This is a genomic window from Sphingobium nicotianae, from assembly GCF_018603885.1.
In the GTDB taxonomy this organism is placed as follows: Bacteria; Pseudomonadota; Alphaproteobacteria; order Sphingomonadales; family Sphingomonadaceae; genus Sphingobium; species Sphingobium nicotianae.
Genome location: NZ_JAHGAW010000004.1, coordinates 67,505 through 92,348, shown reverse-complemented (window position 1 = coordinate 92,348; position 24,844 = coordinate 67,505). Strand labels below are relative to the sequence as shown.

The following is a 24,844-nucleotide window of genomic DNA, read 5'->3' as shown; positions in this document are numbered from 1 at the left end:
CGGGATCCCTCTGATGGACTTCACCGACGACCAGCTCGAGCGCTACGCCCGCCACATCGTGCTGCGCGAGATTGGTGGCGCGGGGCAGGCGCGGCTGCGCGGGGCGCATGTCGCGATCGTCGGCGCGGGCGGCATCGGCTGCCCTGCCATCGCCTATCTGGCCGCGGCGGGCATCGGCACCTTGCGTGTGATCGATCCCGACACCGTCAGCCTCTCCAATCTCCAGCGTCAGATCCTGTTCGGCACGGACGATCTCGATATGCCCAAGGCCGAGGCCGCGCGCGACGCCACGCGCCGGATCAATCCCGATTGCCATGTCATCCCGATCAACACCGCCATCGACGCAGGCAATGCCGACGCGCTGCTGCGCGAGGCCGACATCATCCTCGACGGATGCGACAATTTCGAGACCCGTCTCGCCGTCTCCGATGCGGCGACCCGGCTGCGCATCCCGCTCGTCTCGGCCGCCGTCGGCTCCTTCGAAGGGCAGATCGGCGTGTGGCGCGGCTGGGAGGAAGAGCAGCCCTGCTATCGCTGCCTCATTGGCGAGACGACAACCGATCCCGCCCGCACCTGCGCCGAGGAAGGCATTCTCGGCGCGGTGGCGGGCATCATCGGCACCATGGCGGCGCTGGAGGCCATCCGCGCCCTGGTGCCGTTCGGGACATCGGCATCGGGAAAGCTCATTGTCTTCGATCTGCTCGCGCGCCGCTTCCGCGAGATGACCATTCCCAAGGATCCCGCCTGTCACGCGGCACTCGCTCCCGCATGAACGAGCGGCCGCCTTTGGCGCTGGTGCTGGTGAGCGCAGATCCGGTCCGTCTGCGCGCCGCGTTGGCGTTTGCCCGCGCCGAAGTTGCGCTCGGCAGCGAAGCGCGCATCTTCCTGCAGGGAGAAGCCGCCGCCCTGCTCCGCCCGCCGATCAGCGCGCCGCAGGATGCCGCCTGGCGCGCGGCCGGCGAGCCCGGCCTCGCCGACCTGCTCGACGAAGCGCTCGACGACGGCGTCGCGATCAGCCTCTGCCAGAGCGGCCTGGCGCTGGCGGGTTTCGATGCGAGCGGGCTGGACCGGCGGATCGAACTGAGCGGGCCGGTCGCGTTTCTGGCGGCGGCGGGCCCGCATATCCGGCTGCTCTCCTTTTAGCCCGTGGCACCGACGCTGCCCCAGTCCCTGATCGGCCTCGTCGCCGCGCTGGCTGTCGGCCTGCTGATCGGACTGGAGCGCGGCTGGGCGCAGCGCGAGCGAGAGTCCGGCCACCGTGTCGCCGGCTTCCGGACCTTCGGCATCATCAGCCTCACGGGCGGCGTCGCCGCACTCATGCCCGATCTGCTCGCCGCTATGATCGCGCTGGGCGTGGTGGGTGTCCTGCTGATCGGTTTCGCCGCGAAGATCCGCGAGGATCGCCTCTCCGGGACCACCACGATCGCGGGCCTTCTGACCTTCGCGCTCGGGCTGGCCGCCGTGCGCTTATCCCCGGTCGTCGCGCTGGCGGCTGCCGGCGGCGCCTTCGCCCTGCTCAGCGCGCGCCACTCGATGCACGCGCTGTTGCGCGGCCTGACCGAAGCGGAGATCGAGGCTGTGGCACGGTTCGCGCTCGTCGCGCTGGTCGTCCTGCCGCTGCTGCCCAATGCCGATATGGGGCCCTATGGCGCGTGGAACCCACGCCGCATCTGGATGGTGGTGGTGATGGTCACCGCTTTCTCCTTCGCCGGCTATGTCGCCGCGCGGAAGTTCGGCAGCAATCGCGGTATCCTCGTCATGGCGCTGACCGGCGCGATCGTCTCCTCGACGGCGGTCACCGCCGATTATGCGCGCCGCCTGCGCGCTGAGCCGGCGCTGCGCGGCGTGTTGACCGCCGGCATCGCCCTCGCCTCGATCGTCATGTTCGTGCGAGTCCAGCTCCTGACTTTCCTGCTCGCGCCCCGCGCCCTGCCCAGCCTCGCCCTGAGCCTCGCGCCCGCGCTGATCGTCGCGGCCTTGCTCGCCCTCGTCGCCTGGCGCCGGCAGCAGTCCGCGCAGGACGGCCCGGCGGTCACGCTCGGCAATCCCTTCGATTTCCGCCCGGCGCTGCTGCTCGCCGCGCTGGTCGCCCTGTTCTCGCTGATCGCGCGCTGGGCCCTGGACACCTATGGCGGGCAGGGCGTGGCGGTGGTGCTCGGCCTCACCGGCATGATGGACGTCGACGCCGCTGTCCTCACGCTGTCCGGCATGCCGGAGGTCGCGCTCGACAGCAGGACGGCGGGCCTCGTGCTGGCCGTCCCGGTTCTCGCCAACACCGGTGTCAAGGCGGTGATGGCCATGGCGATCGCGCGGGGACGGAACGGCCTGATCGCGGCGTTCCCCCTGCTTGTCTCGCTGGCTGCGGCGCTCGCTGGCCTGGCGGCCTATCGGCTGCTCTGACGCCGTGCCGCGCCAGCGCCACCGCCGCCCCTTCCTCCATGCGGCCAAACGCTGGCTCTACATCATCCATCGCTGGATCGGCATCGCCAGCTGCCTGCTCTTCGCCATGTGGTTCGCCTCGGGGCTGGTGATGATCTACGTGCCCTATCCTTCGCTCTCGCGGGCCGAGAGGCTCGCCCATGTGCAGCCTATCGACTGGCGCCGCGTGACGCTCATGCCACCGACCGGTCCGAACGGCCCGCCCCGTGCGCTGGCGCTGGAGATGCGCGACGCCGTGCCGGTCTGGCGCATCGAGCATGCCGATGGCGAGCGCGAGACGCTGGCCGCGGCGCCGGGGACGCTGCCGCCGCCGGTGACCGCCGCTTATGCCGCCCGCGTCGCCAGTCGTTTCGGCGGCGCGCCGGTCGGCCGGGTCGAGCGAATCGAGCGCGACCAGTGGACCGTTGCCGGCGGGTTCGATCGCCACCGTCCGCTCTGGAAAGCCGCGCTGGCCGACAGGGCGGGAACGGAGCTGTATGTCTCCGCCTCGACCGGCGGCGTGGTCCAGTCCACCACCCGCACCGCGCGCTTCTGGAACTGGCTCGGCTCGGTGCCGCACTGGATCTACCCGACCATCCTGCGGCAGGACAATGCCGCCTGGCGGGGGGTGGTGATGTGGGTCTCCGGCCCCTGCATCGCTGCCGCGATCACCGGGATCTGGATCGGCATTTTGCGCACCCGCATCGGCAAGCGCCGGTTCAAAGGAGGGCGCATGGTCCCTTATCACGGCTGGATGCTGTGGCATCATGTCGCGGGGCTGGTGGGCGGGCTGTTCCTGCTGACCTGGATCTTCAGCGGCTGGCTCTCGGTCGATCCGGGCCGGCTCTTCACCTCCCCCGATCCCGATCCGCAGGCGGAAGCGCAATATGTCGCGGGGGCGCAACTGCCGGCAATCGACCTTGTCCGGCTCGGCCAGGTCGGGACCGGTGCGCGGCTGGTCGAGGTCTCGGCCTTCGCCGGCCAGGCGCTCGTCGCTCTGTCCGATGGCGAGGGCAAGCGCCGCATCCTGAGCGCGACGACGCTCGCACCCGCCCGCGCCGACCGCACCGTCATCGAGCAGGCCGCCCGTCGCCTCGTCCCCGATGGCAGGCTGGTTCGCTCCGACCTGCTCACCGCGCCCGATCTCTATTGGTACGGCCTCGGCGACCTGCCGGCGCTCCCCATGCTGCGCCTGCAGTTCGACGATCCCGCGCGCACCTGGCTGCACATCGATCCCGCCACAGGCGCGCTCTACGAACGCCTCGATGCGCGCCGCCGCGCCTATCGCTGGTGCTATGATATGCTCCACAAATGGGATTTGAACGCCCTCATGCTGCACCGCCCGCTCTGGGATCTGTGGCTGTGGACCTTCTCGATCCTGGGCCTCGTCACCTCAATCAGCGGCGTGTGGATCGGCTGGAAGCGGCTGGTCCATCGGCCGCGATAGGTTGACGAAGCGCGGCGCTCGTGAAACCTCTGGGGCCCGACAGCATGTGAGGCCCCGCATGAACGCGAGCAACGCCACGAACATTGGCACGAGCACGATCGCCACCCGGCAATATCAGATGTTTCCCGTGCTCAGCCCGGCGCAGATCGAGACGGCGCAGCGCTTCGCCAGCGGCCCCGCACGCCAGTTCGCACCCGGCGAATCGGTCTATGAGATAGGCGAGTTGGGCGTGCCGAGCTGGCTGGTGCTCGCAGGCGGCATCGATGTCGTGCGCCGCGACGGCCTTTCGGACGAAGCAACGATCGTCACCCATGGCCCGGGCCAGTTCAGCGGCGAGGTGAGCCAGCTCGCCGGGCGCGCCTCGCTCGCCGCCGGCCGCGCCTCCAGCGAGGGCTGCACCGCCGTGCCGTTCGATGCCGCGCATCTGCGCGCGTTGATGGTCGGCTCGGCCGATGTCGGCGAGACGGTCATGCGCGCCTTCATCCTGCGCCGTGTCGCGCTGATCGAGGAGGGCGGCGCCGGCTCGATCCTGATCGGCGATCCGGAGAGCGCGGCGATGATGCGCCTGCAGGGCTTTCTCACCCGCAGCGGCTTTCCCAACATGGCGCTCGATGCCTCGACCGAGGGCGAAGGCCGCGCGCTGGTCGAGCGGCTCGGCCTGCTGCCGGACGAGCTGCCGTTGATGGTCTGTCCCAACGGCCAGATGCTGCGCAACCCGACCAATGCGCAAGCGGCCGCCTGCCTCGGCATCACACCCGAGCTCGATCCCGACGCTGTCTATGACGTCGCGATCATCGGCGCCGGCCCGGCCGGTCTTGCCGCCTCGGTCTATGCCGCGTCCGAAGGGCTCTCGGTGCTGGTGCTCGACGAGCGCGCCTTTGGCGGGCAGGCAGGCGCCTCGGCGCGAATCGAGAATTATCTCGGTTTCCCGACCGGCATTTCCGGTCAGGCGCTCGCCGGACGGGCCTTCAACCAGGCGCTCAAGTTCGGCGCCGAGGTTGCGATCCCCCTGCGCGCGGCGATGCTGAATTGCGGCGCGGACGATGGCCAGCTCCATCGCCTGGCGCTGGACGACAAGCGCGACGTGCGGGCACGGACGGTCGTGATCGCCTCGGGCGCGCGCTACCGCCGACCGGACATCGCCAATCTCGAGCAGTATGAGGGATCGAGCATTTCCTACTGGGCGACGCCGATCGAGGCGCAGCTCTGCGCCGGCGAGGAGATCGCCCTGGTCGGCGGCGGCAACAGCGCGGGGCAGGCCGTGGTCTTCCTCGCCCCCAAGGTCGAGCGGTTGCACCTCATCGTGCGCCGGCCGCTCGAGGACACCATGTCGAAATATCTGATCGAGCGCATCGCCGCCCTGCCCAATGTCGAGATCCATGTCGGCAGCGAGATCGTCGGAATCGAGGGCGACGAGAAGGGCCGGCTCGCCGCCTGCACCATCCGCCAGCGCCGCACCGGCGCGGAGAAGGTCTGCGCGCTGCACCACATCTTCCTGTTCATCGGCGCCGATCCCAACAGCGCCTGGCTCGACGGCTGCGTCGCGCTCGATGACAAGGGCTTCGTCGTCACCGGCGCGGCCTGCCAGTCGCAGGGCGACGGCCGCGCCGTCCTGCCGCTGGAGACCAGCATGCCCGGCGTCTTCGCAATCGGCGACATCCGCGCGGGATCGACCAAGCGGGTGGCCGCCGCCGTCGGCGAAGGCGCTGCCGTCGTCGCGCAGATCCATGCGGCATTGGCAGCGACGGACTCCGCACGGGAAAGGGCAGACGCATGAGTGATGAATGCCGTCACATGGACACGATCAACGCGGTGATGCCGAGCGCCAAGGGCTGCGAGGAATGCCTTAAAACGGGCGGCTGGTGGGTGCATCTGCGCCTGTGCCGCAGCTGCGGTCATGTCGGCTGCTGCGACGATTCGCCCAGTCGCCACGCCACGGCGCATTTCCACGCGACCGGCCATCCGATCATCGAAGGCTATGATCCGCCGGAGGGCTGGGGCTGGTGCTTCGTCGACGAGGTGGTCGTCGAGCTGCCCGACCAGACGCCGCAGCAAGGGCCTATCCCGCGCTACGTCTGAGCGCGGGATAGGCAGTGATCAGGCCGGTTCGCGCAGGAAGCGGCCATTGTTGAAGTCGTCGACCGCCTGGACGATCTCTTCGCGACTGTTCATCACGAACGGCCCGTAGCCAACGATCGGCTCCTCGATCGGCGCCCCGGTCAGGACCAGCAACGTCGCCGCCTCATCCGCATGCAGCGTGACGGCATCGCCCTTGCGGCTCAGCAGCAGCACCTCCGCCTCGCCCGCCGGCTGCGCGCCATTGGCCGTCACCCGCCCGGAGAGAATGACCAGCAGCGCCGTATGCCCCTCGGGCAGCGGCAGCGCGAGGTCGGCGCCGTTCGACAGCGAGACGTCCCAGACATTGATCGGCGTGAAGGTGCGAGCCGGACCTTTGGCGCCCATCAGGTCGCCCGCGATGATCCGCGCCGAACCGGCTTCGCCGGGCAAGGCGACGCTCGGGATCTGCGCCGCGACGATGCCCTGATAGCCGGCCGGTGCCATCTTGTCCTTTGCCGGCAGGTTCACCCAGATCTGCACCATGCGGAACGGCCCGCCGGTCTTCGCGAAGCCCGGCGCATGATATTCCTCATGGATGATGCCGCCGGCGGCCGTCATCCACTGCACGTCGCCCGGCCCGACCACGCCGCCATTGCCGGTCGAATCGCGATGCTCGACCGCGCCGTCATAGACAATCGTCACCGTCTCGAAGCCGCGATGCGGATGCTCGCCGACACCGCGGCGCGCGACCGTCGGCTCGAAATGATGCGGCCCGGCATAGTCGAGCAGGAGGAACGGGCTGATCGCCTGGCCGAGGCCGTTATAGGAAAAGAGCGAGCGCACCGGGAACCCGTCGCCCACCCAATGACCCTGGTTGGTGCCGTAGCGGCCGAGGATCGTCTTCGTCATGTCATTGCTCCAGGGCGCCGGCCGCCTCGGGCCGGTCCAGTTGACCGGAATATAGGAAGGGCGGGTGCGCAACAGAAGATCGCCGGTCCGCATGATAGCAGAGGCATGACAGCGCTTGCGCTTCCTGTTACCGAGCGCGTCATTCGGAGCTCTCCGGGACCGGTGGGGAGGTGCGCGCGCGGATGGATCGTCAAGGATCGCCGTTTTCAAATTGCGCATTTTTCAAACGTTCTTGATGACAATTTTATTTTCTTATGTCATTTGAGGCGATGTTTAAGTAATAAAAGTTCTTCAGAGAGACGTGCAATGCTGGACTTCACGACCCAAACGCTGCCCAACCCCACCTCGCCCGAGGACCGCGCCGCCGCAATGGAGAGCCTCGGCTTCGGAACGCTCTTCACTGATCATATGGTGACGATCCGTTATACCGAGGGTCAGGGCTGGCACGACGCGGTGCTGGGTCCGCGCCAGCCGATCCCGCTCGATCCGGCGGCCGCCGTGCTGCATTATGCGCAGGAGATTTTCGAGGGGCTGAAGGCCTATCGCCTGCCCGACGGATCGGTCGCGAGCTTCCGCCCGGAGGCCAATGCCGCCCGCTTCAATCACAGTGCGACGCGCCTCGCCATGCCGCATCTGCCCGAGGAACTGTTCGTCGAGAGCATCCGCCAGCTCGTCGCCGCCGATGTCGACTGGGTGCCGGATGCCGACAAGGGCAGCCTCTACCTGCGCCCCTTCATGTTCGCCAGCGAAGCGTTCCTCGGCGTGCGCCCGGCGCGCGACTATATCTACTGCGTCATCGCCTCGCCCGTCGGAGGCTATTTCAAGAGCGGCAAGTCGGCCGTGACGCTCTGGGTCAGCCATGATTATGTCCGCGCCGTCCCCGGCGGCACCGGCGCGGCCAAGTGCGGCGGCAATTATGCAGCGAGCCTGATGCCTCAGTCGGTCGGCATCGAGCATGGCTGCGACCAGGTGCTGTTCCTCGACGCGGTCGAGCGCAAGTGGATCGAGGAGCTGGGCGGCATGAACATCATGTTCGTGTTCAACGACGGCACGATCGTCACGCCGCCGCTCAACGGATCGATCCTGCCCGGCATCACCCGCGATTCGCTCCATGCCGTCGCACAGGATGCCGGCTATACGGTGCGCGAAGAGCCCTACAGCTTCGACCAGTGGATGGAGGACGCGAAGAGCGGCAAGCTCAAGGAAGCGTTCGCCTGCGGCACCGCGGCGGTCATCACCCCGATCGGCGAGGTCAAGTCGAACCGCGGCGGCTTCATCATCGGCAATGGTGACGGCGGCGAGGTCGCGCGCACGCTGCGCGAGGCGCTGGTCGGCGTGCAGCTCGGCCAGAAGCCGGACACGCATGGCTGGATGACCAAGCTGGCGTGAGCGGAAGCCGAGGGCGCGCCCATCCGATCAGGTGAAACGGCTTCCCGTTCGTGTCGAGCGAAGTCGAGACGCGCCTAGCTCAGCCTCAACGTGTCTCGACTTCGCTCGACACGAACGGAGAGATTTCCCTCGATATCGCGAGTCTCTAGGCGCCCCGCACCAGCCGCACCGGGTCGATCTGGCCGGTCGCGCTGAAGCCGGCCCAGCCGGTGACGAGATCGAGATCGACGACGATCGCCGTGCCGATCTCGGCAAAGTCGTGGCGCTGCTCGACGACTGGCATGGCGTCGTAGATGCGCCGGCGCGTCGCCTCATCCTCGGCGATCCGGGCGCGGCCGGTGATCTGGTACATCGCCCGCGCCACCTCATCGCGATAGAAGAGCGCGACGTTCGGATTGTCCGCGACCGCCTCGGGCATACCGCCGCCGGCGCGCGCCCACAGGCCGAGGCTGTCCGGGCCCAGGGTCAGGATCGAACCACGCATCGAGAGATGCGGCCGCCCCTCCTTGTCGACATAGGCCATATACATGGCATGCTTTTCCGCCAGCGCCGTGTCGATCCTCTCCCGCAGCGCGTCGGACATCACCATCGGCGTGCCGCCGCTGGACGGCGGCGGGGTCAGCATCTGCTGGCAGAAGCGCGTGACGAGGCCATCCTTGCCCTCGATCGTCAGCGCAAGCGAACGGCCAGTGCCGCCCGGGCGGGCCCGACCGGCGAAGACGATCTTGCCGGGCTTGTCCAACCGCTCCCAGTCGAGCTGAGCGAATAGATCATTGCCGAGCCGCGCCGCGACGGCATCGCGTCCTTCGATCGTGCCGCCTAATATTTCGTGCGTCGCATCGGGCGCCAGCACGGCGGCCCAGGCGGCCGCATCGCTCGGCTTCTGCAGCAGGCTCAGAACGGTCTCGGCAATGTCGCTCATTTTAGTCCCCTCCATCCGCTCCCGCCCTGCTAACGAATCGGCCCCTGCTTGGGATCAGCCGCAGCGGTAATATTTCCGCGCTCAGGCGGCGAGCACATCAATCATGCGCCGCCAGCCAAGGTCGCAATAGATCCAGATAGGCCAGTGGATTGTCGTTCATGATCGAATGCGCCGCGCCGGGCACCTCGGCAAAGGTGGCGCCAGGCACGCGGCGCGCGAAGCCCGCGATCGTCCGCGGCATCGCCTCGTCATGTTCGCCTGCGACAAACAGCGTCCGCGCGCCGTCCAGTTTCCCGAGAAGGGGCGTTCCGTCATAGTCCTTCAGCGTCCCGCTCGCGCTGAATTCCGCCCAGCCCCACATATGATGATAGATATTCTCGCTGAAGCTGCGGGGTAGCGCTGCCTTGTAGGCCGCGATCTCCGGCGCGGGCTCGACGAGATTGACGAAGCGCCGATAGAAAATCTCCTTGGCCGCATCGCACTGATCGGCCGGCAAGCTGCCTGGCACATCACAGGCGGCCAGCGTCTTGCGCACCGCCGCGGGCAGGCGCGCCCGCAGCCGTTGCGCATCACGCAGCCACAGCGCCGTCGAAATCAGGGGCGACTGGATGATCACGCTCGCCAGCTCGGCCGGTCGCCGCGCGGCATATTCCAGGGCGATGGTTCCGCCCCAACTGCTGCCGAGCACATGCCAGCGCGCGATGCCGAGGGCTGCACGCACTGCCTCCAGCTCGGCCACGAAACGGGGCACCGTCCAGTTGTCGGTGTCGCCGGGCTGGTCCGATCGGCCGCTGTCGAGCTGGTCGTAAAGGATCACCCCGCGCTCGTCGGCCAGCGCGGTCCCGTTGAGGAAATACCAGTGCGCGCTCCCCGGCCCGCCATGGAGGAAGACAATCGGCGCACGCGGCCCGGAAAGATCGCCGTCGATGCGCGCATAGACGCGCCCGCCCGGCGCATCGATCATCGCCTCGCGCTGCGGCCGGATGCGGATGCCCGGCGCCAGCGGACCGGGCGCGGCGGTGGCAGGCGCGGCGGTGTCCGGGATGATGGCGGTCCGTTCGATCATGTCCTTGCTGGCTCCTGCATCAGGCAATAGCCCATTGATCCTTCTTGCATAGCGACTTGCCCGCCGCACGCTGCTAGCGTCGCTCCGGACCAGGGAGGAGCTGCCATGACCTTGCGCGAGACCGACATCGACGCCGTCGACATGATCATCCTGCCGCCGGTGCGCGATCTGGGCGATGGCTTCACCGTGCGGCGCGCGCTGCCCTCGGCGCATCAGCGCATGGTTGGCCCGTTCATCTTCTTCGACGAGTTCGGTCCGATCACGATGCGCGCCGGCGATGGCATGGACGTGCGCCCGCATCCGCATATCGGCCTCGCCACCGTCAGCTACCTGCTGGAGGGCGAAATCCTGCATCGCGATTCGCTGGGCTCCGTCCAGACGATCCGGCCCGGCGAGGTCAACTGGATGACCGCCGGTCGCGGCATCGTCCACAGCGAGCGCACCGGGCCGGAGGTGCGCGCATCAGGCGGCCCGCTGTTCGGTCTGCAGACCTGGGTGGCGCTGCCGACGGCGCATGAGGAGACCGCGCCGGAATTCTTTCATCATGGTGCCGCCGAGATACCCCAGGCGGAGGCGGACGGGGTCACGATCCGCGTCGTCGCCGGCACCAGCGACGGCATGACCTCGCCGGTACGCACCTTCTCGGACATGCTCTATGCCGACGTCGCCCTCGCCGAGGGTGCGCGCTACCAGCTCAAGGCCGAGCATATCGAGCGCGCCGTCTATGTGATCGAGGGCGCGATCGCGGTCGAGGGGCAGGAGGGCGGCTTCGCGGCGGGCGAGCTGGTCATCTTCAAGCCGGATGCCGAGATCGTGCTGCGCGCCACCGACCCCGCCCGCATCATGCTGGTCGGCGGCGAACCGCTCGCCGAACCGCGCAACATCTTCTGGAATTTCGTCTCCAGCTCGAAGGATCGCATCGACCAGGCCAAGGCCGACTGGAAGCAGGGTCGCTTCGACCGTGTGCCGGGCGACAGCGAGTTCATCCCGCTGCCGGAGTGAGGCCAAAGCATACCCCAGGGAAACCCGTTCGGCGTTTTAGGGTTGTGGGCGGCGGAAAGCCCCACCCAATCGCTAGTTGCGGTCCATCTCCTGGATGGCGCGCTCCCGCGCCACCTGCACCTCGGCATTGTGGGCCAGCGTCTCGAAGGCCGTCATGAAGCTGTCGAGCTGATCGGCGGGCAGGCCCTGGAACAGGAACTCGCTGCGTCGCTGGGCTGTCTCCTCGATGATGTCGTTGATCCGCCGCCCTTCTTCGGTCGGCGCGAAGAAGCCGTGGCGCCGGCCGGGCTTGCCGGTGCGCGCCACCAGGCCAATGTCGATCAGATGATTGACGGTGCGCCCCGCCTGGCTCTGGTCGCGATACAGGGCCAGCACGAGCTGCGGCCAGCTGATCGGCGGATTGCGGCAGACTTCCGTGTGCACCCAGGTCTCGAAATTCGAGAGGCCGGTGCGGCGCTTGTGCGCCAGTGCACCGCCGCGCAGCATGTAGGAGCAGAGCGTGATGAAGGGCGGCAGCACGCGCGAGCGATCGACCGCGACGCCATTCTCGTCGGGCAGCCCTTCCTCGACCATATCCTTGAAATCGACCTGTTCCGGCCCCTGGTTGAGGGCAACGAACTTGCGCTCCTGCTCGAACAGAGTGATCGCGCGGGCGAGCAGCGTATCGAGCACGCTGAACAGAGTGACGATCTGTTCGTCGCTGATGCCGAAGGTCAGCTCCCGATTGCGCAGTTCAGCCTGCCGCAGCAGCCGCTCGGCGAGCTGGCGGCCGGCGGCGCTGAGGCGGATCGGCGCGCGGATGCCACCACGCGACAGCAGCGAAACCTCGCCCATCCGTTTGATCGCCCGGCTGACCTGCGCCTTGTCGACACCGCAGGCCATGGAAATGGTCGCCAGCGTCTTGGGGCCCTGCGCCTGGAGGAGGAGCAGGATACGTCGGTCGAGTTCGTTGACATGCGCGGTGCGCGCGAAAGAGATGTTGGCGCTCTCGCGCGCATCCCGCAGGAACACCCAGAGGCTGGACTGGAAACGGCTCTGCCGGTCGTCCCGGCGCGCCGTCAGGCCGATCGGCTGCGAAGCGACGATGCCAGCCAGCACAACCTCGAGCTGCGCCTTGAAGCCATCCTGCGCACCCACGCCGTTCTGCTCGGCCAGCGCCGCGCCGATGGTGAAGCGATCGACCAGCAGCATGGCGGCACGCGCATCGGCCAGGGCAAAACCCGCCCCGCATAGCGCTGGTATGACGGCCTGCTCCGTCCCACCGATCGGCAGCATCGCCGGCATCTGCGCGAACAGCAGGCTGCCATCGCGCCGCGAGAGCATGGCCTCGCGCCCCGCCTTGGCTCGCTGACTCAGCAGTTCGCGCCAACCCGTCGCCAGTGCCGGGGCGGTGGTTGTGGCCGTCATCTCCTCGGCCATGGCCCGCAGCATCGCCTGGCGATCCGCAAAGAGCGCGGCAAGTTCGGCGGGATCGACGCCGATCTGCGCCGCCACCATCTCGGTCGTGCAGGCCATGAGCCCCTGCTCATCCAGCACAGCCAGCGCCGTCGCGACGATGGTGCCCTTGTCGACACCCGCACCCCGGCGAGCCAATCCGCGTCCCATTCTCATTCTCCGTGCAGCCTGCCCCACAGGCGCAATCCTATAGGATTGGCGCCATTTCGGCCGGTGGTCAATGTTTTGATTCACATGTTCAGTAAATGGCGGTTTGCGGCCAACCCCGGCCGTGGCGAGAGGGCTAGGATCGTTTGACGACTCGGGATAACCACGCCAGACAGACTCAATCAAGGAGTCACCGCCGAAACAGGCGCGGGAGGAGTGAGAGATGCTGACGGGACGGTTTATCTTGGGCGCGGCGGCAGCGGGCGTCGCGATGGCGGGCACGCCCCTGTTCGCACAGGGCAGCCTTCCGGACCAGCTCGCCGTCTGCGCCCGCATCGGCAAGAAGGACGCCCGGCTCGAATGCTATGATTCGATCGCGCGTGCCGCCTCGCAGGGAACCTACACGTCCAGCTTCGGCTCATCCTCGATCCGCACGCCGCAGGGCGCGCCGCCGCCCCCGCCGCCCGGCGCACCGGCCGTGGGCGCGGGTTTCGGCGCCGAGCAGATCGCCAGACCGCCTGCCGGACGTGACGAGAGTGAGGGCCAGAATGAGATCAGCGCCGCCGTCGCCTCGGCTCGCGACAATGGCGTCGGCATGTGGCAGATCGCCTTGGCAGACGGCGCCATCTGGCGGATGACCGAACGCGTCGGCAACTTCCGCCCGCCAGCGCCGCAGGAGACGGTGACGATCCGCAAGGGCGCTCTCGGCAGCTATCTCATGCAGGTCGGCAAGCAGGCGGCGGTGCGCGTGGAGCGGGTGCGCTAGGCGACTGGCGCGCTTCCCCCGCATCGGGCAAAGTCAAGATGGTGTCCGAGCGATGTGAGTGTGGCGCAGTGCATATTGCATCGTGCGGCGTGCATCATGACATGATTGAGCCGCGCGACCGGTCGCTCGCTGCTTCACGAGAGCGCGGGACCATCTTCGCCTCCAAACGCCTCGGTCGCGAGAGGGGTCGCGTTTCCCGGGAGCTCCGCCAATAAAAAACCGTTCGCCCCGAGCATGTCGAAGGCGAACGGAGGTGGGGAAGTCATTTACGAGAGCGTGCTTCCTGGCGATCTAATCGGCGCCCGGCATCTGCCCCTGGATCTTTTTGCGATACGCCATCCGCCGCGCATAATCGGGATGATCCGAATAGCTCATCAGCGCGTCGATGACTTCCTTGTCGCGCGCCATCTGTCCTTCGGCGAATTCGGGATAAGGCAACACCCAGAATTTGTCGTTGACCACCGCGTCAAGCACCACGCGGCCCAGGTCGACCGGGTCGAAGCCGTTCTCGATCACCTTCTTGAGGCCTGCGAAGACGGTTTCGTCGCGACCATAATAGCCGGTCTTGCCATATTTTTCCGGCCGCGCCTCGACCGAGCGATGGATGTTGGTGTTCACGCCGCCGGGGCAGAGCAGAGACACGCCGATATTGTATTTCGGCATCTCGACGCGCAGCGATTCCGCCAGCCCCCGCACCGCATATTTGGTGGTGCAGTAGATCGCCGTGGTCGGCAGGGCCACGAAGCTCGACATCGAGGCGGTGATCACGATATGACCGCCGCCCTGCTGGATCATGCGCGGCATGAAGGTCATCACGCCGTTGATGACGCCGCCCACATTGACGTCCATCTGCCAGTCCCAGTCGTCGAACGTGGCATTCTCGATCGGCCCGAACTGGCTGACACCCGCCGTGTTGCAGAGCAGGTCGACCGGGCCGAACACCGCTTCCGCCTCGTCGGCCGCCGCCGCATAGGCCGCGCGGTCGGTCAGATCGAGGCGGATCGGGTGAACCGCGACATTCTTCCTGCTGAAATAGCTCATCGCCTCGTCGAGATGATCCTGGCGGATGTCGGCGATCACCACCTTCATGTTCGCTTCCTCGGCGAACACCTTGGCCTGACCGAGCGCGACACCCGATCCGCCACCGGTGATGAAGGCGACTTTGCCTTCGAGGTTCTTCACACGCCTCTCCCTGTCCTCGGTCACCGCCCGGCCGTCCGGCCAGATCGATCGCTCCCGACATGACCGACGACTTACGACAAAGTCAACATCACTCCGCGTTCCTGCTTTGCATTTCTGTACTAATCGGCCAATTTCACCGCGTTGACGGACGACAAAGTCAACCGTAAACGCGGACGATCATCTGCGACAGGAGAGCACAGACTATGCAGGACGTGAGCGGCAAGACCGCCTTCATCACAGGCGGCGCGAGCGGCATGGGCTGGGGCATGGCCAAGGCCTTCGGCGAAGCAGGCATGAAGGTGGTGATCGCCGACATCCGCCAGGACGCGCTGGACGAAGCGATGGCGGGCTTCTCCAAAACCAACCTGGCTATTCACCCGATCCTGCTCGACGTCACCAGCCGCGACAGCTGGGCGCGGGCGGCCGACGAGGCCGAAGCGCGGTTCGGCAACATCCATGTCCTCGCGCTCAATGCCGGCGTCGGCGGCGGCGGGCTGGTGCAGGACATGACCTACAAGGATTGGGACTTCGGCCTGGGCGTCAACATCGGCGGTGTCGTCAATGGCCTCGTCACGATGCTGCCGCGCATGCTGAAGCACGGCGAGGAAGGCCATATCGTCGCCACCTCCTCGACTGGCGGCTTCTCGGCGGTCGGCGGCGTCGCGGTCTATTGCACAGCCAAGTTCGCGGTGGCCGGCATGATGGAGGTGGTCGCGACCGACCTCAAGGACACGCCGATCGGCGCCTCGGTCTTCTTTCCCGGCCCGGTGCAGACCAATCTCGGCCAGACGACCAATGCGACCCGGCCCGAGCATTTGCAGAATGCGGTACCGACGCCGATTGCCGTGGCCAAGGATGGCGAGCCGCCGCGTCGCCCGCAGCCGGGCTTCGACGCATCGCTGTTCATGAGCCCCGAGGAAGTCGGCGAGCGCGTGCTGCGCGGAATCCGCCGCAAGGATCTCTTCATCATGACCCACCCCGAGTTCCGCGACGGCATCGTCGCGCGGAATGAGGCGCTGCTGCGCGCCATCCCGGTCGAGGAGCCAAACGAAGCACGCGCGGCGCTGGTGCGGCAGTTCGGGACACTGATCTACAACCCGATCTACGACACGCAGCAGCCGCTGACGGAGAAGCTGTAACATCTTTGTCTCCCGCCCTCTTCAGAGGAGGGGTAAGGGGTGGTGGCGATGCGCAGCATCGCTCGCGCAGCGATAATAGCGGACCCCCCAACCCCTCCTCTGAAGAGGAGGGGAGCGAAAAGAAACAGGGAGAGAGACTATGGCCACAGTCGTTCGCGTGCATGAACTGGGCGGCCCGGACGTGCTGCGCTTCGAGGAGATCGAGATCGGCGCGCCCGGCCCCGGCGAGGTGCGCATCAGGGTCGAGGCAGTCGGCCTCAACCGCTCGGAAGCCATGTTCCGTGCCGGCCGCTATCCAACCAAGCCCGCGCTCCCGACCCTCATCGGTTATGAGGCCTGCGGCATCGTAGAGGCACTGGGCGAGGGAGTCGCAGGCTTTACAGTCGGCGATCGCGTCTCGGCTCTCCCGATGTTCCAGCTTGGCCAATATGGCGTCTGGGCGACCCAGGCGATCGTCCCCGCCCGCTGCCTGCTCCCGGCGCCCAAGGGCCTGACGCCCGCCGAGGCCGCTGCGGTGTGGATGCAGTATATGACCGCCTTCGCGATCATCGAGGTCGGTGAAGCCACCATCGGCGACTATGTCATCATCCCGGCCGCCTCCAGCAGCGTGGGCATCGCCGCGATCCAGCTCGCCAACTGGGCCGGCGCCGTCTCCATCGCCGCGACGCGGACCAGCGAGAAGGCGCTGGCGCTCAAGGCCCTCGGCGCGCAGCATGTCATCGCCACGCAGGAAGTCGATCTGGCCGAGGAAGTGATGAAAATCAGCGGCGGTAAGGGCGCGCGCATCGTGTTCGATCCGGTGCAGGGCCCTTATGTGCAGACGCTGACCAGCGCCATGGCCGAGCGCGGCATCCTCTTCATCTATGGCGGCCTTTCCGAGCAGCCGACGCCCTATCCGCACTGGAACATGGCGTTCAAGGGCCTCTCGATGCGCGGCTGGGTGGCGTCCGAAATCTGGAACCATCCGGCCCGCTACAAGGCGGCGCAGGAGCGCATCCTGCTCGGGCTGAAGCTCGGCCATCTGAAGCCGGTGATCGCGAAGACCTTCCCGTTCGAGCAGATCGTCGAGGCTAATCGCTTCCTCGAATCCAACCAGCAGATCGGCAAGGTCGTCGTGACGATGACCTGAAAGTCTCCTTTCGCCATTCCCGCGAACGCGGGAATCCAGGGGCGGTTATGCACATCGGCTGGGGCTGGATTCCCGCGTTCGCGGGAATGACGTGGATGGCGAGCCCCCGTCACCGAAACAGCGGCGTGATCCCTCGATTGCCCTGGCTGATCATCCCGATCGTCGCCTTCGCCGTCAGCACGCCGTTGATCTGCTCGACCGTCATCGGCTCGGACTTGTCAGCGAGGAACAGCCCGTCCTGGACGTTGCGCACGCGCGCGTAGGACTTGGGCAGGCCCGGCGCCGTCATCATGACATGCGACTTGTAGGGCTCCACATCTGCGAAGAGCTGATCCAGCAGCGGGTCGGGGAAATAGAGCTGCGCGGTCAGCACGTCGCGGCCATGATAGGCCTTCACATGGATGTGGGTGGTGCGGGCGCCGACGATGACCGGCGGCGGCACCGCGATCACTTCCCAGCCCGGCACGATGGTGTCGAACTCGACATAGCCCTTCTCGTCGGTGATCTGGTGGCCGCGCAGGAAGGTCTGGCCGGTGGTGTCGACTGTCTGGAGATCGCCGCCGGCATTGGAATAGAGGCCGGCCGCATCGGTCTGCCAGATGTCGATCACCGCGCCGGCGAGCGGGAAGCAGCGATTGGCGACCGGCGAGAGCATGCCGCCCAGGGTCAGGCCGAGCCGCACCCGCTCGCCGGGATGACCCTCGGCGATGGCGCTGCGCAGCGGCGAGCTGTCGTAGTAGTAAGGCCCCTCCACCGCGGTCGAAGTGCGCACGCAAGTGAACTGCGCCTGGCCGTAGCTGCGGTACAGCGCCTCCCATTCCTTCTGTGTGATCGGCTTGCGGCCACCCAGCACTTCGGCCGCCTCGGACAGGCCGACGCCGCCCAATGTGCCGCCGATGATCGCGCCGGCGGCGCCGATGAAGACTCTCCTGTCGATGCTCATGGCTTGCCTCTCCCCTCCGCGCGCCGCTGGCCGGCGCTGCGGAGGACGGCAATCTACGCCTGTCGGGGTCACATGACGAGAGGGGAGAGCTTGCGCCCTCCCCTCCGTGTAGTCCCTGCTATGGGGAACCGCTTATTCGGCGGCGATCGCGTCCTGCTGGGGCGGGCCCTTGATGCCGTAGAGATTGGCGGCATTCTCCCACGTGAACTTGCGCACCAGCTCGGGCGTCGCCTTCTGGGTGAAGCCTTCCAGCGTCTTGATCGAGTTGGGCCAGATGCTGTCCGGATGCGGATAGTCGGTCGCCCAGAGCAGCTTGTCCTCGCCGTAGAACTCGGCCAGCGCGACAGCGGTCGGGCTCTGCTGGAACGTGCCATAGACCTGGCGCTTGAACAGCTCGGACGGCTTCATCTTGTGCGGGATGCCGCCGCGCGCATTCCAGAACTCCTCGCCTTCCCAGAGACGGAAGTGGCGATAGTCGAGCTCCTCGACCACCCAGGGCAGCCAGCCGATGCCGGACTCGGCAATGACGATCTTGAGGCCGGGGTGACGCTCCAGAATGCCCCAGGCGAACAGGTCGACGAACGGATCGAGGAACTGCTCGATGAACATCTTGACGTGCAGGAAGGTCGCGCCCGGGCTGCCCTTATACTTGTCGAAGGCGCGGCTGACGCTGGCGAACACGGTGACGTGGAACGACAGGATGATGTTGCTGTCTTCCAGCAGCTGCCACAGCGGCTCCCACTCGTCGCTCTCCAGACGCGGCTGCGCCATGGCGATCTGCAGATTGGCCTGCTTGAAGCCGCCGAGCGACACGATGTGCTGCAGCTCCTTGAGCGCCGGCTGCGGATAGGGCGGCAGCAGCGGCACGCCGATCAGGCGATCCGGTGCGGCCGAGCAGAATTCCTTGAGCCAGACATTGTACGCCGCGTAGCAGGCGTCGCGCATCTCCTCGTCCTCGAAATCGAGCGACGTGACGGGGCCGAACAGGACGTGCGCCCAGACGCCGTCGCGATCCATGTCGGCGAGACGCAGCTTGGCGACGGCGGGACGGCACTCGGTCTGGTCGACGATGCCGCCGCGATCCAGCGCGGTATAGACGGGCTTGGGGCCGGCGGGCGCATTGGCATGGCCGGACCAGGGGCCCATGACCTTGTCGTCGCACACCCAGACGGCGCGGCCGTCGCGAATCTCGACCTTGGGGCCGCGTGCCTTGAGATGATCGGGGAGGCGCTTCTCCCAGAGATCCGGCGGAAGCTGATTGAGATCGAGATGATCGTCACAACTGATCAGCGGATGGTCCACGAAAAAGCTCCTCTCATGCTCGCTCCGATCACAGCATTCTTATACCGCGAATCGGGCGACGATGTCGTTAGCGATCTAACTATATTGCCTCCGATGGTCACCGGATGCAAGGGGCGACGCGTTGTGCGGCGCAACCGAGTTTGGCAGCGAGGTCGATCCCGCATCGGGGCATGATTTTGCCCGGCCCGTTGCGCGGACGCATCCGTCCGGCGCGCAACAATCCGGCGAAGGTCACGAAGGTCACGCCTGAACTCAAATTTTTCTCCGCGCGACTCGCTGGCGCGCAGAGGATCGCGCCTCTGCTCGGGAGCAGCATGCTTGGAAATTGCCCGTGTAGGACAGCGGTTTGTTTTGGCCGGCCATGGAGATGGGTGCGCGCTATGCCTTCCCTCTCCGTCATTCCCGCGTTCGCGGGAATGACGGGATGGTGTTGGAAGAGCTGTGCTCCAACGCCTCCAACGGAAGGGCAGCCCGCGGCTCAGGTTTGCAGGTCAGGCCTGCTGCTTGGCTCGCGCGTCCGCCTCGGCCTGGTCGACCGGCAGCAGGGCGATGATCGCGCTGCGCTCTTCGCCGGACTCGTTGATGTTGGCGCGGCGCAGGTCGCGCTTGTAGCGCTCATAGTCGAACTCGGTGCCGCGGTGGAGCATGCAGCGATTGTCCCAGATCAGTATGTCGCCCTCGCGCCACTTGTGCGCGTAGATGAAGCGCTCCTGGCTGGCGAAATCGAGCAACTCCGCGAGCAGGGCGGTCCCCTCGGCATCGTCCATGCCCTCGATACGATAGGCATGGCTGCCGACGAACAGACATTTATGACCCGAGGGGCTGATCCGGACCAGCGGATGCTTCGCGCCCGGCCACTGCGTCTTGAGGCGCTCGACTTCCTGCGGATCGACGCCGCCCTTGATGCGGCTGGCGAGGAAGCTGTGCTCGGCGACCAGCCCCTCGATGCGGTCCTTCATCGCCTGGGGCAGTTCCTCATAGACCCAGCGCAGATCGACGAAATGGGTGTCGCCGCGCTCGGGCGGCACGATGACGCCGCGCAGCATCGACCATTTGCTGGGCATGTCGTTGAAGCTGCTGTCCGCATGGAACAGCTCGTTGCCCTTGGAGAATTTGGCGCGCAGCGATTCGCGCTCGATGATCTCGCCGTTCACGTCGAGATTGGACGCATCATAGAGGCCATAGGCCATGCGGCGCGGCGTATTGGGATCAAACGGCCCGGGCAGCTCCAGCGGCCCGAAGGCGCGGGCGAAGGCGAGATGCTGCTCGTCGCTGATCACCGGCCCACGAATGCAGGTGACGCCGAATTCGCGCATGGTCGCCTCGACGAGGTCGATGAGCTCCTGGCTGGCGGGTTGCGTGAGATCCGCACCGACGATCTCGGCCGCGAAAATGGGGTGCAGCTTGTTCACTTGCATGGCGTCGTCTCCCGGCGAGCGGCAGCGTTGCGCCGACTCGTTTTAATACGCCAGCTATTAATTCAAATCTGAATGGTTTGCAAACGGGAGCATCTGACTTCGAGTGGGCAACTGGATTGCCAGTGTCGCGCCCAACGTCATCCGTTCGCCCTGAGCTTGTCGAAGCCTGTCCTGAGCGCCTGCCTTGGCAGGCAGTCGAAGGGGGCCGTCCTTTTCGTCGACGGTGCGAAAAAAGAAGGACAGCCCTTCAACAAGCTCAGGGCGAACGGGAATAAGAAATCAGGACTGCTCAGGGATCGACCAGGATGATCCGCAGGTCGTTCACATTGGTCAGAGTGGGCCCCGGCACGAACAGGGCACCGATCTCGCCGAGCGCGCTGCCCGCGTCATTGCCCGCCTGCGCGGCATCGATGTCGACCTCCGCCTCGTCCAGCGCATGGAAGGTCTCGCCATCGACATAGGCCCCCGCGACGTCGCGATTGCCGTCGACGCCGTCCGTGTCCGCCGCCAGCGCCGCGAGGCCGGAAAGGCCCTTGATCGCCACGGCGAGCGCCAGCGCATATTCCTGGTTCGGCCCACCGACGCCCGATCCTGTAACGGTGACAGTCAGCTCACCGCCCGAGATGAGCGCGCATTTCCGGCCCTCGGCGCGCGCGCGCACTGCCGCCTCCGCATGGGTCTTCGCCACCTCGCGCGCGTCGCCGGTCGCTTCCTTCTCGATTATCTCCGCAGCATATCCCTGCGCCGCGACATAGTTCGCCGCCGCCGCGAGCGCATCGTCCGGCCGCACGATAACCTGGAAGCGGCTGTTCGCGAGCCGCGGGTCATCCGGCTTCACGCTCTCGCTCCAACCGCCCGGATCGGCAATGCCGTAGCGGGCCAGCACGGCCTGCGCGTCGGCGATCGTGCCCTTGTCGCCGACCGTCGGGCCGGAGCCAATATCTTCGGGCACATCCCCCACCACGTCCGACACGGCAAGCGTCAGCACCCGCGCCGGGAAGGCGGCCGCGGCCAGCCGGCCACCCTTGATGCGCGAGAGATGCCGCCGCACCAGATTGATCTCGCCGATATGCGCACCCGATCGCACCAGCGCGCGCGTCACCGCCTGCTTGGCGGGCAGATCGAGCGGCTCGGACGGAGCGGCGAGTAGGGCCGAGGCGCCGCCGGAGAGCAGCACCAGCACAAGGTCGTCGGCGCCCGCGCTCTCGGCCAGCTCCAGGCAGCGCGAAGCCGCCGCGAGCCCGGTCGCATCGGGCACCGGATGGCTCGCCTCGACCAGCTCGATATGCTTGAGCGGCGCGCCATAGCCGGTGCGCGTCACGGCGATGCCGGTCGCGTCCGGCCAATGATCCTCAACCGCCTGCGCCATCGGCACCGCGCCCTTGCCGGCGGCGATCACGATCACGCGGCCCTTGGGCTTCTCCGGCAGGGCGGCAATGATCGTCTCGGGCCGCTTGCAGGCCGCGACCGCCGCATCGAAGGCGCTTTCCAGCAGCGCGCGCCGGCTCGTCATCGGCTCACTTTCCGGCCAGGAAGGTCGCGATATTCTCGCCGGTGCGCTTCGCGAGATCGGTGACGGCCTGCTCGCTCAGCCAGGCGCTGTGCGGCGTCACGATCACGTTTGGGCGCCGGGCGAGCCGCAGGATCGGCGCATCGGCCGGCGGCGGCTCGACCGGCGCGACGTCGATGCCAGCGCCGCCGATCCGGCCGCTCGCCAGTGCCGCCTCCAGCGCCTCCAGATCGATCAGCGCGCCGCGCGCGGTGTTGATGATCATCGCGCCGCGCTTCATCGTCGCGAGGCTTTCGGCATTCAGCATGTGCCGCGTCTCGTCGGTCAGGGGGCAATGCAGGCTGATGAGGTCGCTGGTCGCCAGCACCTCCTCGAAGGCGAGCTTGCCTTCGCTCGCCGGCTGGCCCTTGCGACCCGCGAAGACGACCTCCATGCCGAGCGCGCGCGCCTTGGCCGCGACCGACTGGGCGATCGCGCCGCTGCCGAACAGGCCGAGGCGCTGGCCGGCCAGATCACGCACCGGCGCGGCGAACACGGTGAACGACTTGCCGCCGCCCCATGTCCCGTCGATCACCGACTCGCGGAACGGCACCAGCCCGCGCACCAGCGCGAAGATCATCATGATCACATGCTCGGCGACCGAGGTGCCGGCATAGCCGACGACATTGCGCACCTCGATGCCATTCGCCCTGGCCGCGACGCTGTCGACGACATCGGTGCCGGTGGCGGTGACGGCGATGAGCTTGAGGTCCGGCAGCGCGGCCTGCGTCGCTGCGTCCAGCTTCACCTTGTTGATGATCGCGACCTGCGCGCCGGCAAGCCGTTCGACGACCTGATCGGGATCGGTGAACTGATGCTCGATCCACTCGTGCGGGAAATCGGGGCGCGGAATCTCGAAGCCGCCCATCGTGATCTTGTCGAGATGGACGATGCGCGGCACCCCATTCTGATTGTCACCGCTCATCTTGTCCGCTCTCCCGACTGATCGATCGCGCGGCAATTATCGGCGCGGCGCCGGCAAGTCCAGCCGTCCAGTCAGAGAATCCTATCGCTGTAGGGAAAAGTGGCGCCGGTGCCTATTCCGTCCCGGCGCAGATCAGCCGCATCAGCTTGTCGGTCACTTCGTTGACCTGATCCAGCTCTTCGTCGCTCAGCGTCTTGAGGACGGTGGTGCGGAAGCTGTGCGCCACGCCCATGATCTCCTCCAGCGCCTTCTCGCCCTCCGGCGTCAGCTCGATGAGCTTGGTGCGCCGGTCGGTCGGGTCCTGGCGGCGGACAACCAGACCGTCCGCCTCCAGCGTGTCGAGCATGCGGGTGAGCGTCGGTCCCTCGATGCCGATGCGCTTGGCGATGGCGATCTGGGCGGTCGGCTCGGTCGCGCGGGCGATGGTCGAGAGCGCTTCCATGCGCGCCGTGCCGTAGCCGAGCGGGCGGAGCTGCTCGTCCAGCATCGCGCGATAGCGCCGCGCGACGAGGATGATCCGATAGGTGAAGCCATATTCGCGGTCGAGCCGCGTCGTGCCGTGAATCGTCGGCCTGTGATCAGGCGCCTTCTCCAGAGCATCGCGCTCGTCGTTCAACATCGACCCCTTCGATCATGTGATCACGAATGGTTTTGCACGTCATCGACTCGTTTGCCCGCCTCTGTCAACCCGGCCGGGTCACGCGTTTCATGCGCACATGCGCGCGCTTCGGCGCAATATGGTGATTAGGGAGTGCGGCGGCGCCCCGACCCGGCACGCACGGCTCGCCGATCAAGGGTTGACAGGCCCGGCTTGCTGCGGAGATGAAAAGGCGTCCGCCCGCCCGGGCAGGAGAGGACGACAATAGCATATCGGGAGTCGCCTTAATGCCCATGTTTTCCCGCGCCCGCCTGTCCGGCGCCCTTGCCTCTGCCACTGTGGTCGCTGCTCTGTTCGGTGCCTTCTCGGCCCAGGACCGCGCGATCGCCGCTCCCGCGGCGGCACCGGCGGGCAATGCGGCCAACGGCGCCAAGCTCTTCGCCCAGTGCAAGATCTGCCACTCGACCGATGCCGGCAAGAACGGCCTCGGCCCGTCGCTGCGCGGCGTCGTCGGCCGCAAGTCGGCGACCGCGCCGGGCTTCAGCTATTCGACGGCGATGAAGGGTGTGGGCGTGACATGGAAGCCCCACGAGCTGAACGAGTTTCTGCGTGGACCGATGAAAAAAATTCCGGGCACCAAGATGGCTTTCGCCGGCATCGCCAACGACCAGAACCGCGCCGACGTCATCGCCTATCTCGGCACGCTGAAGTAAGCTGAAGTAAGGAGCAGGCGGGACGGCGGCGGCGTCCCACCCCCCACCCTGAACCGAACGGGTTCGTTGGGCTGTCTGGATTCACCGGCTCGGCGAGCGTCCCCGAGCCCGGTCCGATCAATCTTCCTCGACAGGCGCGCCGGGGCCGTTCTTGAGGATCGATTCGATCGCGTTGCGCGCGCTGGCCTTGCTCGTATAGCCTTCGGTCCAGAAGATGATCTCGTTGTTATATTTGAACTTCGCGACGAACTCGCCGGCCTTGTTCTTCTCGATCACGAATTTGTGCGCCATGGCTCCACTCCTCCAATCGGTTGAGGCGTCCATGTCTAATCCCCGTGGGCCCGCCAGACCAGCGCAAAGGGCCGGC

The 24,844-nt window shown here is 67.0% G+C and carries 24 protein-coding genes; 12 read left to right on the top strand and 12 right to left on the bottom strand.

The window, feature by feature from the left end:
- Nucleotides 1-13: 13 nt before the first annotated feature.
- Genes KK488_RS06835 through KK488_RS06810 form a run of 6 tightly spaced genes read left to right on the top strand, consistent with a single transcriptional unit; the run spans nt 14 to nt 5,944 of the window.
- Nucleotides 14-772, top strand: coding sequence for a HesA/MoeB/ThiF family protein (locus KK488_RS06835; RefSeq protein WP_214622414.1), 759 nt, complete (start codon nt 14-16; stop codon nt 770-772).
- Complete coding sequence (locus KK488_RS06830; RefSeq protein WP_214622413.1) at nt 769-1,143, top strand: DsrE family protein; 375 nt, start codon at nt 769-771, stop codon at nt 1,141-1,143. The genes KK488_RS06835 and KK488_RS06830 overlap by 4 nt, the downstream gene beginning before the upstream one ends.
- A gap of 3 nt (nt 1,144-1,146) precedes the next feature.
- The gene (locus KK488_RS06825) at nt 1,147-2,400 is read left to right on the top strand and encodes an MgtC/SapB family protein (RefSeq protein WP_214622412.1); all 1,254 of its coding nucleotides are present in this window, start codon (nt 1,147-1,149) and stop codon (nt 2,398-2,400) included.
- Complete coding sequence (locus KK488_RS06820; protein ID WP_250890151.1) at nt 2,348-3,865, top strand: PepSY domain-containing protein; 1,518 nt, start codon at nt 2,348-2,350, stop codon at nt 3,863-3,865. The genes KK488_RS06825 and KK488_RS06820 overlap by 53 nt, the downstream gene beginning before the upstream one ends.
- Nucleotides 3,866-3,923: 58 nt before the next feature.
- On the top strand, nt 3,924-5,642 hold the full coding sequence (locus tag KK488_RS06815) for an FAD-dependent oxidoreductase (protein WP_214622411.1): 1,719 nt from the start codon (nt 3,924-3,926) through the stop codon (nt 5,640-5,642).
- Nucleotides 5,639-5,944 carry a UBP-type zinc finger domain-containing protein gene (locus KK488_RS06810; protein ID WP_214622410.1) on the top strand — a complete coding sequence of 102 codons (306 nt, stop codon included), beginning with the start codon at nt 5,639-5,641 and terminating at the stop codon, nt 5,942-5,944. Before KK488_RS06815 ends, KK488_RS06810 begins: the two co-directional genes overlap by 4 nt.
- An 18-nt stretch (nt 5,945-5,962) precedes the next feature.
- Here KK488_RS06810 and KK488_RS06805 read toward each other — a convergent pair whose 3' ends face one another.
- The gene (locus tag KK488_RS06805) at nt 5,963-6,832 is read right to left on the bottom strand and encodes a pirin family protein (RefSeq protein WP_214622409.1); all 870 of its coding nucleotides are present in this window, start codon (nt 6,830-6,832) and stop codon (nt 5,963-5,965) included.
- A 306-nt stretch (nt 6,833-7,138) separates the two neighbouring features.
- Between KK488_RS06805 and KK488_RS06800 the strand changes: the two genes are divergently transcribed.
- A complete protein-coding gene (locus tag KK488_RS06800; protein WP_214622408.1) occupies nt 7,139-8,221 on the top strand; it encodes a branched-chain amino acid aminotransferase in 1,083 nt (360 codons plus the stop codon).
- A 145-nt stretch (nt 8,222-8,366) separates the two neighbouring features.
- Here the strand turns inward: KK488_RS06800 and KK488_RS06795 are convergent, their stop codons facing one another.
- Nucleotides 8,367-9,143: a pyridoxamine 5'-phosphate oxidase family protein gene (locus tag KK488_RS06795; protein WP_214622407.1), complete on the bottom strand. Its 777-nt coding sequence runs from the start codon at nt 9,141-9,143 to the stop codon at nt 8,367-8,369.
- 97 nt (nt 9,144-9,240) lie between these two features.
- Nucleotides 9,241-10,209: a proline iminopeptidase-family hydrolase gene (locus tag KK488_RS06790; protein WP_214622406.1), complete on the bottom strand. Its 969-nt coding sequence runs from the start codon at nt 10,207-10,209 to the stop codon at nt 9,241-9,243.
- Between the two features lie 105 nt (nt 10,210-10,314).
- On the opposite strand from KK488_RS06790, the gene KK488_RS06785 reads away from it, so the two are divergent.
- Nucleotides 10,315-11,211 carry a pirin family protein gene (locus tag KK488_RS06785; protein ID WP_214622405.1) on the top strand — a complete coding sequence of 299 codons (897 nt, stop codon included), beginning with the start codon at nt 10,315-10,317 and terminating at the stop codon, nt 11,209-11,211.
- 72 nt (nt 11,212-11,283) lie between these two features.
- On the opposite strand, the gene KK488_RS06780 is transcribed toward KK488_RS06785, so the two are convergent.
- The gene (locus tag KK488_RS06780) at nt 11,284-12,816 is read right to left on the bottom strand and encodes a TetR/AcrR family transcriptional regulator C-terminal domain-containing protein (protein WP_214622404.1); all 1,533 of its coding nucleotides are present in this window, start codon (nt 12,814-12,816) and stop codon (nt 11,284-11,286) included.
- A 220-nt stretch (nt 12,817-13,036) separates the two neighbouring features.
- Between KK488_RS06780 and KK488_RS06775 the strand changes: the two genes are divergently transcribed.
- Entirely contained in the window at nt 13,037-13,579 is a 543-nt protein-coding gene (locus tag KK488_RS06775) for a hypothetical protein (RefSeq protein WP_214622403.1), read from the top strand.
- Between the two features lie 291 nt (nt 13,580-13,870).
- On the opposite strand, the gene KK488_RS06770 is transcribed toward KK488_RS06775, so the two are convergent.
- Nucleotides 13,871-14,761, bottom strand: coding sequence for an SDR family oxidoreductase (locus tag KK488_RS06770; protein ID WP_214622402.1), 891 nt, complete (start codon nt 14,759-14,761; stop codon nt 13,871-13,873).
- A 203-nt stretch (nt 14,762-14,964) separates the two neighbouring features.
- On the opposite strand from KK488_RS06770, the gene KK488_RS06765 reads away from it, so the two are divergent.
- Nucleotides 14,965-15,900 (top strand): SDR family NAD(P)-dependent oxidoreductase, encoded by a 936-nt coding sequence (locus KK488_RS06765; protein WP_214622401.1) that lies wholly within the window; start codon nt 14,965-14,967, stop codon nt 15,898-15,900.
- 139 nt (nt 15,901-16,039) lie between these two features.
- Nucleotides 16,040-17,029 (top strand): zinc-dependent alcohol dehydrogenase family protein, encoded by a 990-nt coding sequence (locus tag KK488_RS06760; protein WP_214622400.1) that lies wholly within the window; start codon nt 16,040-16,042, stop codon nt 17,027-17,029.
- Nucleotides 17,030-17,138: 109 nt separating this feature from the next.
- Here KK488_RS06760 and KK488_RS06755 read toward each other — a convergent pair whose 3' ends face one another.
- From KK488_RS06755 to KK488_RS06730, 6 genes are all read right to left on the bottom strand, one after another.
- On the bottom strand, nt 17,139-17,972 hold the full coding sequence (locus KK488_RS06755) for a dioxygenase family protein (RefSeq protein WP_214622399.1): 834 nt from the start codon (nt 17,970-17,972) through the stop codon (nt 17,139-17,141).
- A 132-nt stretch (nt 17,973-18,104) separates the two neighbouring features.
- Nucleotides 18,105-19,274: an amidohydrolase family protein gene (locus tag KK488_RS06750; protein ID WP_214622398.1), complete on the bottom strand. Its 1,170-nt coding sequence runs from the start codon at nt 19,272-19,274 to the stop codon at nt 18,105-18,107.
- Nucleotides 19,275-19,765: 491 nt separating this feature from the next.
- Nucleotides 19,766-20,692 (bottom strand): TauD/TfdA dioxygenase family protein, encoded by a 927-nt coding sequence (locus KK488_RS06745; RefSeq protein ID WP_214622397.1) that lies wholly within the window; start codon nt 20,690-20,692, stop codon nt 19,766-19,768.
- 289 nt (nt 20,693-20,981) lie between these two features.
- A complete protein-coding gene (locus tag KK488_RS06740) occupies nt 20,982-22,205 on the bottom strand; it encodes a glycerate kinase type-2 family protein (protein WP_214622396.1) in 1,224 nt (407 codons plus the stop codon).
- Nucleotides 22,206-22,209: 4 nt separating this feature from the next.
- Complete coding sequence (locus KK488_RS06735; RefSeq protein WP_214622395.1) at nt 22,210-23,166, bottom strand: D-2-hydroxyacid dehydrogenase; 957 nt, start codon at nt 23,164-23,166, stop codon at nt 22,210-22,212.
- A 112-nt stretch (nt 23,167-23,278) separates the two neighbouring features.
- Nucleotides 23,279-23,782, bottom strand: a complete 504-nt coding sequence (locus tag KK488_RS06730; RefSeq protein ID WP_214622394.1) for a MarR family winged helix-turn-helix transcriptional regulator — start codon at nt 23,780-23,782, stop codon at nt 23,279-23,281.
- 269 nt (nt 23,783-24,051) lie between these two features.
- Between KK488_RS06730 and KK488_RS06725 the strand changes: the two genes are divergently transcribed.
- The gene (locus tag KK488_RS06725; RefSeq protein WP_250890150.1) at nt 24,052-24,477 is read left to right on the top strand and encodes a c-type cytochrome; all 426 of its coding nucleotides are present in this window, start codon (nt 24,052-24,054) and stop codon (nt 24,475-24,477) included.
- A gap of 117 nt (nt 24,478-24,594) precedes the next feature.
- On the opposite strand, the gene KK488_RS06720 is transcribed toward KK488_RS06725, so the two are convergent.
- The gene (locus KK488_RS06720) at nt 24,595-24,768 is read right to left on the bottom strand and encodes a YegP family protein (protein WP_214622393.1); all 174 of its coding nucleotides are present in this window, start codon (nt 24,766-24,768) and stop codon (nt 24,595-24,597) included.
- Nucleotides 24,769-24,844: the final 76 nt, after the last annotated feature.